The organism is Kangiella sediminilitoris (assembly GCF_001708405.1).
Taxonomy (GTDB): domain Bacteria; phylum Pseudomonadota; class Gammaproteobacteria; order Enterobacterales; family Kangiellaceae; genus Kangiella; species Kangiella sediminilitoris.
In genome coordinates this window covers 485722-499357 of the sequence record NZ_CP012418.1, presented here as the reverse complement: position 1 = coordinate 499357, position 13636 = coordinate 485722, and the positions used below count along the sequence as shown (strand labels likewise).

The following is a 13636-nucleotide window of genomic DNA, read 5'->3' as shown; positions in this document are numbered from 1 at the left end:
CAAAGCCTTAGCGTTTCTGTCATGTAACTGTCATATAATAGCCGTAAAATCCACACCGACTTTTAATGAAATACTCTTTTTTGGAGATGACAATGAAATTAAAATTATTAGCAGTAGCTATAGCAGCTGTAATTTCTACACCGGCTTTCGCAGAAACAGAAGCAAAATCAAAAGCTGGCGGTGGTATGAGCATTAAAACTGACGAAGTTAACATCAAAGTTGGCGGCCGTTTAATGTATGACATCGATATGTGGGATGGTGATGCTTTTTCTGACACAGATACCTCTGGTTCAGATTCAGAACTTCGTCGCGCACGTATCTACGTTAGCGGTGAGTTTGGTGAATGGGAAGCTAAAGTACAGGGCGACTTCGATGACGAAGGTGATACGGGTCTGAGCGATGCTTTCATCCAATACAATGGCTGGGATAACTTAGAGCTTGTTCTTGGTAAACACAAAGAGCCATTTGGCCTTGAAGAGAATACTTCATCGAAAGATATCACTGCGATCGAACGTACTATGGTTACTAACGCTTTGGCTCCAGGTAAAAACTATGGCGCGTCTTTAGGTTCTTATAACAATGACTACACCTGGATGGTCGGCCTTTATGATCAAGGTGAAGAAGGCAACAATATCGCTACGGGTGTTACGGGTCGCATGACGTTTGCACCAGTGAATACTGATAACCAGACTTTCCATTTAGGTTTTGGTTTCCGTCAAAGTCGATTGGCTGGTAATGAGTACGGCGCTGATCAGCGTGTAGAAATCCACACAGCTGATTATAAAGTTGGTGGTGACATTAATGGTGAAAGCATTTCTGCTTATAACCTTGAATTTGCATACGCTGCAGGTCCTTTCCACGCTCAAGCTGAATACTTCGACGCTGAGGTAGACGGCGGTAACTTCGCTGATACTGACATTGAAGGCTACTACGCTCAGTTCGGCTATGTATTGACTGGCGAAGCACGTCCATACAGCAAAGGTAAATTCAAGCGTGTATCTCCGAAAGGTAAAGATGGCGCCTGGGAAGTATTTGGTCGCTTCAGTAACTATGAGCCAGGTACAGAAGAAGCCGAAGCCTTCACTTTAGGCTTGAACTATTACGCAAGCAAAGCAGTACGTGTTGGCCTTAACTACGTCAACGGTGACATTACTGAAGCTGCTGGTAACACTAGAGATGGCGATGCTATAGCGGTTCGTTTCCAGTACGTATTCTAAGCAAGACTTCTTGTTAACATACTAAAATATAATTCTAGATTTAGGGGCGCCAATGGCGCCCTTTTTTGTGCCGTCCTTGCCTAAGAGAAAATTAAAATATTCTCTTCCTCAGTCTCTTAAGCCTGATTATTGAATATCTTGCATAAGAGTTATAAACAATTATGATAAGAATAAATAACAAGGAGCACACGTTATGTCAGACTTTTTCGGTTTTGATTTAACCAGCCTTTTCTGGCCGGTTGCGACTCTGGTTATCGGCTTCTTCGCCTATCAGCTTCTGCAAAAATTCTTTACTCTCAGTAAAAACAAAAACACTAATGTAGTGCTTCAGAGACAGCTTACGAATATTGTTTTTATGTTATTGCTGATCATTGTATTCGTACTGGTGCTACCTATAAAAGATAGTTTAAAGAACCAAATTATCGGTCTTATTGGTATCGTTTTATCAGCTTCGATAGCTTTAAGCTCAGCTACATTCTTAGGTAATATCATGGCTGGGATTTGGCTTCGTTCAGTTCGTAACTTCCGTCTAGGAGACTTTATTGAAGTCAAGGATATGTTTGGTCGAGTATCGGGGCGTGGTTTACTCCATACCGAATTACAGGACCGCGAAAGGGATTTAATTACCCTGCCTAACCTGTTTTTGGCAACCAACCCGGTTACAGTAATGCACAGTGATGGAACAATTATATCCACCGAAGTATCTTTGGGCTATGACAATGAACATCAAACCATTGAGCCTTTACTTCTTGAAGCCGCAAAGAATGCCGAGCTAGAGAAACCTTTTGTATACATCGAAAAATTGCTGGATCATGCCATCGTCTATAAGATTCACGGGCTGGCTACAGATATCAATACTCTCCTATCAAGTCGCTCAAAACTAAACGCCTGTGTTCTAGACAGTCTACATCAGGCTGGAATAGAAATAGTTTCTCCCATTTTTAGAAATCAACGGATGGTTGACGAGAAGACTTTTATTCCAGAAGCAGGAAAATCTAAAAAATCCCGGTCAAAAAAGGCTAAAAAGGAAGAACCAGAGTCCGTAATTTTTGATAAGGCCAACAAAGCTGAACAGGTTGATCAAACCCGTCAACAGGTCGAAAAGCTTGAGGAAGCCGTCGAGGAGATGGCAGAGCAAATAAAAGAAACATCCGATAGCGAGCAAAAGGATAAACTTAAAGTGAAGCAAGACAAGGCTAAAGAAAAAATCGAGCTATTAAAAGAGAAGCTGGTCATTGAAGAGTCGGAGCTTAATAAGGAAGGCAAGGGCGAAGACTAGTTTAGCTCGTTAATTGCGCATAAAAAAAGCGGCTAAACGCCGCTTTTTTTTCGGATATCCGATTAATCTTCACTCGCCATAAAGAGACGAAGAACATACCAGAACATCATGGCGACACTGGCAAATAACTGCAGTGCAGCACCAACATAACGATCTTCTGGGTAATGGTGAAGAACGTTTGAAGTATCATACAAAATTGCTGCGCCAGCCAAACCAATCATGCCGACACTGAACCAGGTCCCAAGCTGGAAGCCAAAAATGAATGCAGCACCAATGGCCAATAGCGCTAGACCACCCGCCCACATAAGAATACCGCGTAAGAACGAGAAGTCCTTGCGAGTGTAGAAAACAATTGCGGTTAATATTGCGAAGCCCACCAAGGTTACCGTAGCCGCACTCTTAATGACTCCATTGGCATAATTCGCTGCAATCAACAGCATAGGAGCAAAGATGATAGCTTCAGCAATAATAAAGCCTATCAGGCTCGAGTACTGAGTAACCTTTGACTGAGAAGTATGAGCTAAATGAGTAGCAGCCCAACTTGCGGCAATAAAGCCCCCTAGAAGAACCATCCAGCCAGCACCAAATGAGAACACCCACTCGGCAATCGCCATTGAGATTCCTGACTGGTAGAAGTAAACACTGATCAATACAAAAGCAAAAATCGCGCCAAGCAAATGATTGTAGGTTTTCGTAATAAATTTTGCGCGGTCACCTAAACCACCACGGCTAACGGCAACATCTTGTTGCTCAATATCTTGATAGCTCATTATTGTCTCCTTGGTTAAGCTAATTTATTGTATTTAATAATTATATAAGGCGTTTATGACATTAGAACGGAATGTCATCATCAAAGTCGTCATCCATTGCTGGTGCTGGTTGTGGCGACTGTTGATTCTGTGGCTTCTGTTGCTGACCACCAAATGAACTGTTATCACCAAACGATGTATCACCACCACCGCCACTACGACCGCCAAGCATCTGCATTTGCCCGTTAATATCGACCACGACCTCTGTTGTGTAGCGGTCTTGACCTGACTGGTCCTGCCATTTACGCGTTTGCAGCTTACCTTCGAAGTAAACCTGAGAACCTTTACGTAAGTACTCTCCAGCAATTTCAGCCAATTTACCGAAAATTACCACTCGGTGCCATTCGGTTTTTTCTTGCTGCTGCCCTGAACTCTTATCTCTCCATGACTCGGAGGTCGCTACCGTGATATTCGCAATAGCACGACCATCCGCTGTGTAGCGGATCTCAGGATCTTTACCAAGATTACCAACTAATATAACTTTATTAACGCCACGACTGGCCATGTAGTACTCCTATTCTTTATAAATTCTGTCTTGTGTCTAGCCTTCAATTTGGCCTAGAGCCATCAAGTCCTTTTGATTTATACGTGATTTATCAACTTGTAAATATACCTTGCCCTCTGTGCCACTAGCAACCGCTTCCATCACTCCGGGCATTTTTAATGCAGAAATCTGTGCTTTTTGCCCAGACTTTTCATCAGTATCGCTTAGCTGAATCACAATTTTTTCAATTTCAGGCAGTTTGCCCAGTGCCGATAAAGCCAATCCAGCAATAACAGCCAAACCTATATTGAGGTACAAGATACCATCAACACCCAGTTTTGGCAGTAAATAACCCGTTAAGCTACCTCCGAGAAAAGCCCCGAGAAACTGGCTTGTACTAAAAACACCAAGAGCAGTACCCCGATATTGAGACCCAAACAAGTTTGAAACGGTAGATGGCAGTTTAGCCTCTAGCAGGTTAAATCCTGCGAAGAATAACGTCAGCACCACCAGCCAGAATACAATATGGGTAAACCCGGTAAATAAACTGGCCAAAGCTAATACAATAACAAAGAAAGCCAGCTGCATGATTTGACGGTGCTTTTTCTTTCTTTCGGCTCTCAGCATCATCGGAACCATTAAGGCTATCGATAAGACTAATACAGTTAAATAAATCCATGAGTGCTGGCTTAGCTCGAAGCCGCTAATCTCTAGTTTTTCAGGAACTATCATAAAGACAGCGACTAATGACCAGTGAATAACAAACACAGCAAGCGCCAACACAAATATACGCCCCTTGGCCGTAACATGTTGCCAACGCTCAGCAAAACTCAAGTTTAAACTGACTTTGCTGGCTTGCTCCCCGTTTGGAACCAGGGTCATGGCAACGACCAGGGCCACAAAGGCCAGTGTTGCGATAACAAAGAACAGTCCTTGTAGTGACAGCCAGTTAGCCAGCAAAGGGCCTAAAATCAGTGAGATAGCAAATGCCAATCCGATACTGGCACCAATCATAGCCATCATTTTTGAGCGCTGCTGTGGTCGGCTTAGATCCGCCGCTAAGGCCATTACGGCACTGGCAATTGCACCTGCACCTTGAAGTGCACGCCCGGCAATCAGCCCCCAGATCGACTCAGAAAACCCTGCGACTAAACTACCTGCAATGAATATCAGCAAACCACCATAAATCACTGGCTTACGGCCAATCTTGTCGGATAACACACCCAACGGAAGCTGCAGAATAGCCTGAGACAGACCATAAATACCCAAGGCTAATCCTAATAGCGGTAACGTTGCTCCTTCCAGATCCTCGCCTAATATCCGAATGACAGGCAATAGCATAAAGAGCCCTAGCATGCGCAAAGCAAAAATACTGGCGAGAGAAACCGCAGATCGACGTTCTGTACTAGTCAAGGAAGAGGACTTCATAAATGAATACGCTAATAATCAGTAAAAGGCTTTTCGGAACGCCTCATTTCACGCTATAGTTAACGGTTTGTGATTCTCGCATTTTATCGCGCAAAGACCAAATTTATTTTCTAAATCACTATATTAACGGCAGCCAATGACAGGCTGACGCCTAATTCACATTTAATTGGTCATAATTGGCGCAATTGATACAACATACAGTGGCAGGAGCTAGATGGATAATATCGACATCCGCGGTGCTAAGACCCATAACTTAAAGAACGTAGACCTCGTATTACCTCGAGATAAATTAATTGTAATTACTGGCTTATCAGGCTCTGGTAAGTCCTCACTCGCCTTTGATACTTTATATGCCGAAGGCCAACGTCGTTATGTTGAGTCTTTGTCTGCTTATGCTCGTCAGTTTTTGTCGTTAATGGAAAAGCCCGATGTGGAGCACATCGAAGGGTTATCTCCAGCAATATCAATAGAGCAGAAGTCGACCTCACATAACCCTCGATCAACGGTAGGTACCATAACAGAAATTTATGACTATCTGCGCCTGTTGTTTGCCCGTGTCGGTACACCACACTGTCCCGAGCACCAGTTACCACTGGAAGCACAGACCATCAGTCAGATGGTGGATGCCGTCCTGGAAAGAGAAGCTGGCGAGAAATTGATGCTATTGGCACCTGTCGTGAAAAACCGTAAAGGTGAGCACATCCAGCTGATGCAGGAGCTACAGGCCAAAGGTTTCGTCCGTGCCCGAATTAATGGTGAGGTGCATGAGCTAGCCAACCCTCCAGAATTGGAGTTACGCAAAAAGCACACCATTGAAGTCATCGTGGATCGCTTTAAGGTTAAGCCTGATCTACAGCAACGCCTGGCAGAATCTTTTGAGACAGCGCTTGAACTGGCTGACGGTATTGCTCGCGTGGCGGCAATGGATGATCCAAAGGCACCCGAAATGGTGTTCTCAGCAAAATACGCCTGTCCTACCTGCGGTCACTCGATTCAGGAGCTGGAACCTCGTATTTTCTCCTTCAACAATCCAGCAGGGGCCTGCCCTACCTGTGATGGTTTGGGTGTCGATCAGTTCTTTGATCCTGAGAAGATCATAACCAATGAAGATATTTCGTTGGCTGGCGGTGCGATTCGTGGCTGGGATCGCCGTAACGTCTACTACTTCCATATGCTGAAATCGCTATCAAAACATTATGAATTCGATATCGAAGCACCCTGGAGCAGCCTGCCGAAGAAAATCCAGGATGTCATCTTACATGGCAGTGGCTCGACGCAGGTTAACTTCGAATACAGCAATGACAGGGGTGACAGCTATCATCGCAAACACCGTTTTGAGGGGATAATTCCCAACATGCAGCGTCGCTATCATGAGACCGAGTCTGGCGCTGTTCGTGAAGAACTTCAGAAGTACATGACAACCCAGAGTTGCTCCAGCTGTGATGGCACTCGCCTCAATGAAAACTCGCGTAATGTGTTTATTGAAGGGACAGCGCTTCCAGAAATCACACGTTGGTCGATTGAAGACAGCCACTCCTACTTCAATAAACTAGACCTTCCGGGACAAAAGGGTGAAATTGCAGCCAAAGTTCTGAAAGAGATTTGCGAACGATTAGGCTTCCTGGTTAATGTTGGTCTCGACTACCTTACTCTGGAGCGTAGCGCCGATACATTATCGGGCGGTGAAGCTCAGCGTATTCGCCTCGCCAGCCAGATCGGTGCAGGACTGGTAGGCGTGATGTACATTCTGGATGAACCATCCATTGGCTTGCATCAGCGAGATAATGACCGCTTGTTGAAAACACTGGAACATCTTCGCGATCTGGGTAACACCGTTATCGTGGTTGAGCATGATGAGGATGCTATTCGCGCTGCTGATTACGTCGTGGATATTGGCCCAGGTGCCGGTGTTCATGGCGGTGAAGTCGTCGCTGCGGGTGAGCTGAAAGATATTCTAAAAAAGAAAGATTCTCTTACCGCTAAGTACTTAACTGGCGAGTTAAAAATTGAAGTGCCTGTCGAGCGCACTAAAGCCGATAACAAAAAGTTTATTTCCGTTAAAGGTGCTACCGGCAACAACCTGAATCAAGTGAATCTGGATTTACCGGTTGGATTACTAACCTGTATCACAGGTGTTTCCGGCTCAGGTAAATCGACCTTAATTAACGATACGCTGTATCCGATCGTTGCACGTAAGATCAATAAATCGAGTCTACAGCCAAAGGCTTACGACTCTATCGATGGCTTAGAACACATCGATAAAGTGGTCGATATCGACCAGAGCCCCATAGGTAGAACGCCGCGTTCAAACCCAGCGACTTACACCGGTATCTTTACGCCGATTCGTGAGCTGTTCTCCGGTACGCAGGAGTCGCGAGCACGGGGTTACAAACCGGGACGTTTCAGTTTTAACGTTAAGGGCGGACGCTGCGAAGCCTGCCAGGGTGATGGTGTAATCAAAGTAGAAATGCACTTCCTGCCTGACGTCTATGTTGCCTGTGATGTGTGTAAAGGCAAACGCTATAACCGCGAAACATTAGAAGTCCTATACAAAGGCAAAAACATTCACCAAGTGTTAGAGCTAACGGTTGAAGACGCGCGTGAGTTCTTTGACGCGATTCCAGCGGTTGCTCGAAAACTTCAAACCCTGATGGATGTTGGACTGTCGTATATTAAACTCGGTCAGGCCGCTACTACGTTATCAGGCGGTGAGGCACAACGGGTTAAACTATCACGTGAATTATCGAAACGTGATACAGGGCAGACGCTATATATCCTGGATGAGCCAACGACGGGTCTACACTTCCACGACGTCAATCAGCTTCTGAAAGTGCTGCATCGTCTACGCGATCACGGTAATACAGTGGTGGTCATCGAACACAACCTTGATGTAATTAAAACCGCAGACTGGATCGTCGATCTTGGCCCAGAGGGTGGTAGCAAAGGTGGTAAGATTATCGCAACAGGAACGCCAGAAGATGTCGCAAAAGAAAAAGGCAGTTATACCGGGAAATATTTAAAGCCGATGCTTTAAACTCCATATCCCTCTAAATATAAAAGCCCGCCAGTTGGCGGGCTTTTTTCTCTCAAAGAATTTCTTCCTGAGCCTCCTGCTCTAACTTGGCTCGGGCAGCAGCTTCTTTCTTCTTCATCAGAATCTTCTGATACTTCGACTGTACAATATCACTCAATACCATCACCGCGATAACGAAATAGAAAGTTGCCTTGTTCATAGGCTCGATTGGATAGCCGAAGAAGTGTAACTCAGACTTATGTCCGCCATCGGCCAGCAGCATGATGCCAACCACCAACAAAATAAATAAACCCAACACTTCGAACATGCGATTCTTTTGCAGGAATGCTGAGACCGTATCAGCTAACCAGATCATCGCAATACCACTTAAAATGATAGCGATGGCCATAATCCAGAAATTATCGGTCAGGGCCATGGCACTTAGAATCGAATCAAACGAGAAAACCAGGTTCATTAATACAATCAGGAATATAATTTTCCCAGCTGACTGCGGCTTTCGATCTTTGCCATCTCCTACCTCCAGCGCCATCATGTGCCAAATCTCTTTTACCGCGGTGTACATGATAAAAATACCACCAAACAGGACAATGATGCTTTCTAAATTAAAAGTCCCCGTTATGACGCCTTCCCATTGAATAGTAAATAGCGTGTCTTTGACATAACCAATCAATTTAACGATGAGGAACAATAAAATAATTCTGAGTACTACCGCCAGACCAATGCCTAACCAGCGTACTTTCTTTTGTTTTTCCAGCGGTGCTCGCTTAGACTCTAATGAGATATAAAGCAAGTTATCAAAACCCAGAACGGCCTGTAAGACGATCAACATACCGAGGGTAAATAAGTTTTCTATCGTGAATAGTTCCATCTGTTGTTCTCTTTATTTATTGGTTAAACTGAAGCCATTCTAGCACAGCATCTTGTCATTTCGAGTTTCAAGTCTATGAGCAAAAATAAAATCTCAATCGAGCGTTTCAGTCCTGAGCTGGCAGAAGACTTTAAAGTCATAAACCAGGCCTGGATCGAGAAGTATTTTGTCATCGAAGATGAAGATAAACGAGTTCTTAACGATCCCAAACGTTACCTCATCGATACTGGGGGAGAAATACTTTTCGCCCGTGACAATGACTCTGGGGAGATCATTGCAGCCTGTGCTCTAAAAAAATGGACGGAAGATGAATACGAACTATCCAAGATGGGCGTGCTCGAAGGCTATCAAGGCTCTGGTGTCGGCAAGTTCCTAGCCAAAGCCATTATTGAAGAAGCAAAAAAGCGCGGCTGCAAACGACTGTTTCTTGAGTCTAACCGCAAGCTTAAACCTGCGATGAAACTGTATCAGCAGCTCGGCTTTAAAGAGTTCACCAACCATGAATCACGGGTTGACTACAGTCGATGCGATATTGTGATGGAGATGTTTTTGTAATTTACCTCTAAATCTTTAACGTTCATTTTTTGTACGAGCAAAAAAATGAACCAAAAAACTCGCCCCAAACATTAGGCCTGAAGGCTTCCCTTACGATTAAAAATTATTAAGCGCCATCAAACGAAACATCCTGTTTCGTCTTGATTAAATTGAGCTATCCCTGCCCAATTTACGCTATAATTTTGAACCGTTGCGGCTAATGTTTACGGGATTATTGGTGCTAAATTTTAGAGTGTATTCGATACAGTAAGAAATAGACTATCATTTATACTCGTGTAGCGGCAGTAATGTTTTTTGCACTGAAGTACAGTCCAGCACTGTTATCCCCTTAATATTGAGCTGTGAAGCTCTCAAATATAGCAATCAAAATCGTGGATGATTTTGATAAGAGTTTTCAGTACATGGAAGTGCTGTAAACTCTGGTGCGTTTAATATTTTTGAGCGACACAGGGAGTCATTCTTTTAAATGACCTCAATATTGGGGTGTGCTTCTCTTTGGTTCCTTTCTCTTACACACTTAAGAGAAAGGAACTCGACGAGGGGCGAAAAACTAAAACAAAACTTTAATCATCAACCACTTCAGCAGAAACCACCTTATCATTCTGCTCCAGTTTCATGGCGTTCTCCATGCCGTCTATGACTTCACCAAAAATGGTGTAATTACTATCGAGGTGTAAGTTTGCCCCTGTGTTGATAAAGAATTGGCCTCCCCCGGTATCTTTACCTAAGGTCGCCATCCCTACTGTTCCTGGAAGGTGAGATCGATAGGATAGCTCTTCTCGAATGCTATAGCCGACAGAACCCGAGCCGTCACCACTTTTGCTGCCACCCTGAGCTACAAAATCAGGGATCACTCGGTGGAAGTAAGTGTTGTCATAGTACCCATCATTAACCAGTCGCATGAAGTTAGCAGAAGTGTATGGCGTATCGGCGAATAATTTTATAGTTACCGGGCCTTGTGTAGTCTGCAATAACACCACTGCATCCAGCTCCGGAAGTTCATCAGGTGTTCGGCTTGGCTTACCCGGAGTTTCCTGTTCAGGGCTTAGTGCCTGCTGGGCACCGCGAGCAATAATTGCTTTATCACTCTCTGCCAGCTCCTGTAAGATTTTTTTGTCTTTCATTTTACTGAAGTAGGCAATAGCCGCGCGTTGCAAGTTTGGATCAGAACTACTAACCCACTTTTGAGCTGTTTTACCATCCGCTTTGTCAGCTCTAATCAACACCATCAGAGCTTCAGACTGGACCCAACTGTTATCGCTGGACAACTTTTGTTTTACTGTCTGATAGATGTTGTCACTTTCCAGCCAGTCATTATGTAATGTCTGTAAAGCAGTTACCTGACTAGCAACATCTTTTTGTTGCAGAGCAATTAAGGCCCCAGCCCTCGCTGCAGGATTTTTTGGGAAGTTTGCCAGTCCACGAATGGCATTAACGCGGACACCTATATTTTCGTGTTGCACATGAGTCAGCAACATAGGAAGCACTTTTTCCAGCTCAGTATTAGCCAAAGCACGTACCATTTTTGCCTGCGCCTTTGGCTCAAGGGCATCCAGCTGCTTTAGAGCAAGATCCACCTGCGTCATTTCCATCAGGTTTCGACGCGCCATTAAGTAACTTGCTTCGAGCTGGGTTGCCGGTTGCCAAAGTGCTTTATATAACTGACTGGAACTCAGATTTTCAAACGAACCTAACCTGGAGCTATGGAATGAAGAGAGGTTAACCAAACCTTGTAGCGCACCACGGATCTCCTGCGAATCCTCAGACTGATTAATAATAGTTGTAAGCACTTGCTGTGCTTCAGTGTGCCCCAGGTTTCCAATGGCTACAGCTATACGGTATTTAACCGCTGATTGCTTTTCCTGTTTCAGCGCTTTAACCAGTTGTTCACTCATACTGGGAACCGCAGTAATACCCAATGCAAATGCTGCCGCTTCGCGTATCTGCGCATTTTCATGGTTCAAATAAGGCAGTATTCGAGTAGCTGCTTTTTCGCCACCAATACGACCTAGAGCGATAAGCACGACCTCTAAATTATCTGTAGAAATCGTCTGACAGCTCAGGGCCTTGTTAAAAGCATCATGCTCAGGATCTCTCTGATCTGAAGCAGCGTATAACTCTTGAGGAGTAACACATGCCAGTGTAGCGCTTCCCAGCAAACTCAAAACCAGCCCTAATCCCCATAAACTCAAGTGTTTCATGCTCTCTCCTGTAGCTTCAACCGTGCAAGCAATGTAAAATGCCGGCAACATTGTTACTAATTAAGTATTCTTTTAATGGCTCAATACATTTATACCATGAATCGGGTGAGCAAAGTGGTTCCCCCGAACAAAACTATTTTAAAAGATATCTCTCTATCCTTCTTCCCGGGCGCAAAAATTGGTGTGCTGGGTCTTAATGGTGCCGGTAAATCGACGCTATTACGCATTATGGCTGGTGTCGACCAGGATCATGATGGTGAAGCTCGCCCACAACCGGGTACCAAAATCGGTTATTTGCCGCAGGAACCTCAGCTAGACGAAAGTAAAACCGTTCGTGAAATCGTTGAAGAGTCAGTTGCTCACGTTAAAGAAGCATTGGCCGAACTGGATCAGGTCTATGCCGCCTATGCTGACGAAAACGCCGACTTTGACGCACTATCGAAGCGCCAGGGTGAGCTTGAAGCGATTATTCAAGCGACTGATGGTCACAATCTTGAAAATACCCTTGAGCGCGCAGCTGACGCCCTACGCCTTCCAGCATGGGATGCCAAGGTGGAGAACCTCTCTGGTGGTGAACGTCGCCGTGTAGCGATTTGCCGCTTATTGCTTGAACATCCTGATATGTTGCTTCTGGATGAGCCGACCAACCACCTGGATGCAGAGTCAGTGGCATGGCTGGAACGCTTCCTGGTTGATTATAACGGTACTGTGGTTGCGATTACCCACGACCGTTATTTCCTGGATAATGCTGCAGGCTGGATTCTGGAGCTGGATCGCGGTGAAGGTATTCCATGGGAAGGTAACTACTCTTCATGGTTGGAGCAAAAGGCTAAGCGTCTTGAAATCGAAGAAAAGCAGGAAGCCTCTCGCCAGAAAACCATGAAAGAAGAGCTGGAATGGGTTCGTGCCAATTCCAAAGGTCGTCAGGCCAAATCGAAAGCGCGTATGTCACGCTTTGAAGAACTATCGAGCAAAGAGTTCCAGCAACGCAACGAAACTCGCGAACTGTATATCCCACCGGGTCCGCGCCTGGGTACTCAGGTTATTACCGCCAAAGGCTTAACCAAAACATTTGGCGATAAGCTGCTATATAACGACTTGAACTTTAACTTGCCACAAGGTGGTATCGTCGGTGTTATCGGTCCGAATGGTGCGGGTAAGTCGACCATGTTCAAAATGATTACCGGCCAGGAGCAACCGGATTCTGGTGAGCTTCAAATCGGTGAGACCGTTGATTTAGCATACGTCGATCAGAGTCGTGACTCGCTGGACGACAATAAAACGGTCTGGGAAGAAATTTCAGACGGCCTGGATATTATTACCGTTGGCACCTATGAAACGCCATCTCGCGCCTACGTTGGCCGCTTTAATTTCAAAGGGTCGGATCAACAGAAACGCATCGGCGACCTGTCGGGAGGTGAGCGTAACCGTGTTCATCTGGCTAAGCTGCTTAAGAGTGGCGGCAACGTATTGCTACTGGATGAGCCAACCAACGACTTGGATGTTGAGACCTTACGTGCACTGGAAGATGCGCTATTGGCCTTCCCGGGCTGTGCTGTAGTTATCTCGCACGACCGTTGGTTCCTTGACCGTATTGCTACTCATATTCTGGCATTTGAAGGTGACAGTGAAACCGTCTGGTTCGAAGGTAACTATCAAGAATATGAAGCCGATCGTAAACGGCGCCTAGGTGCCGATGCCGATCAGCCACACCGCATCAAGTACCGCAAAATCTCAAAATCGTAAATGATTAACTACACT

At 45.1% G+C, this 13636-nt stretch carries 10 protein-coding genes; 5 read left to right on the top strand and 5 right to left on the bottom strand.

Annotation, left to right across the window (positions count from 1 at the left end; translation table 11 throughout):
* Window positions 1–92 precede the first annotated feature (92 nt).
* Both KS2013_RS02400 and KS2013_RS02395 read left to right on the top strand, forming a co-directional pair.
* Window positions 93–1217: an OprO/OprP family phosphate-selective porin gene (locus KS2013_RS02400; protein WP_068989196.1), complete on the top strand. Its 1125-nt coding sequence runs from the start codon at window positions 93–95 to the stop codon at window positions 1215–1217.
* Window positions 1218–1410: 193 nt separating this feature from the next.
* The gene (locus tag KS2013_RS02395; protein WP_068989193.1) at window positions 1411–2496 is read left to right on the top strand and encodes a mechanosensitive ion channel family protein; all 1086 of its coding nucleotides are present in this window, start codon (window positions 1411–1413) and stop codon (window positions 2494–2496) included.
* A gap of 62 nt (window positions 2497–2558) precedes the next feature.
* On the opposite strand, the gene KS2013_RS02390 is transcribed toward KS2013_RS02395, so the two are convergent.
* The 3 genes from KS2013_RS02390 to KS2013_RS02380 all read right to left on the bottom strand — a co-directional run bounded on the left by KS2013_RS02390 (window position 2559) and on the right by KS2013_RS02380 (window position 5217).
* Window positions 2559–3266 carry a Bax inhibitor-1/YccA family protein gene (locus tag KS2013_RS02390; RefSeq protein WP_068989188.1) on the bottom strand — a complete coding sequence of 236 codons (708 nt, stop codon included), beginning with the start codon at window positions 3264–3266 and terminating at the stop codon, window positions 2559–2561.
* A 61-nt stretch (window positions 3267–3327) separates the two neighbouring features.
* Window positions 3328–3810, bottom strand: a complete 483-nt coding sequence (ssb, locus tag KS2013_RS02385; protein WP_068989180.1) for a single-stranded DNA-binding protein — start codon at window positions 3808–3810, stop codon at window positions 3328–3330.
* A 36-nt stretch (window positions 3811–3846) separates the two neighbouring features.
* The gene (locus KS2013_RS02380; protein WP_068989176.1) at window positions 3847–5217 is read right to left on the bottom strand and encodes an MFS transporter; all 1371 of its coding nucleotides are present in this window, start codon (window positions 5215–5217) and stop codon (window positions 3847–3849) included.
* A 214-nt stretch (window positions 5218–5431) separates the two neighbouring features.
* On the opposite strand from KS2013_RS02380, the gene uvrA reads away from it, so the two are divergent.
* Window positions 5432–8251 carry an excinuclease ABC subunit UvrA gene (gene uvrA / locus KS2013_RS02375; protein WP_068989173.1) on the top strand — a complete coding sequence of 940 codons (2820 nt, stop codon included), beginning with the start codon at window positions 5432–5434 and terminating at the stop codon, window positions 8249–8251.
* Between the two features lie 52 nt (window positions 8252–8303).
* Here uvrA and KS2013_RS02370 read toward each other — a convergent pair whose 3' ends face one another.
* The gene (locus KS2013_RS02370) at window positions 8304–9119 is read right to left on the bottom strand and encodes a TerC family protein (protein ID WP_068989172.1); all 816 of its coding nucleotides are present in this window, start codon (window positions 9117–9119) and stop codon (window positions 8304–8306) included.
* 75 nt (window positions 9120–9194) lie between these two features.
* On the opposite strand from KS2013_RS02370, the gene KS2013_RS02365 reads away from it, so the two are divergent.
* Window positions 9195–9674, top strand: a complete 480-nt coding sequence (locus KS2013_RS02365) for a GNAT family N-acetyltransferase (protein WP_068989170.1) — start codon at window positions 9195–9197, stop codon at window positions 9672–9674.
* A 563-nt stretch (window positions 9675–10237) separates the two neighbouring features.
* Here KS2013_RS02365 and KS2013_RS11815 read toward each other — a convergent pair.
* Window positions 10238–11875: a peptidylprolyl isomerase gene (locus KS2013_RS11815; protein WP_169816852.1), complete on the bottom strand. Its 1638-nt coding sequence runs from the start codon at window positions 11873–11875 to the stop codon at window positions 10238–10240.
* 75 nt (window positions 11876–11950) lie between these two features.
* On the opposite strand from KS2013_RS11815, the gene ettA reads away from it, so the two are divergent.
* A complete protein-coding gene (gene ettA, locus KS2013_RS02355) occupies window positions 11951–13621 on the top strand; it encodes an energy-dependent translational throttle protein EttA (RefSeq protein WP_068989169.1) in 1671 nt (556 codons plus the stop codon).
* Window positions 13622–13636: the final 15 nt, after the last annotated feature.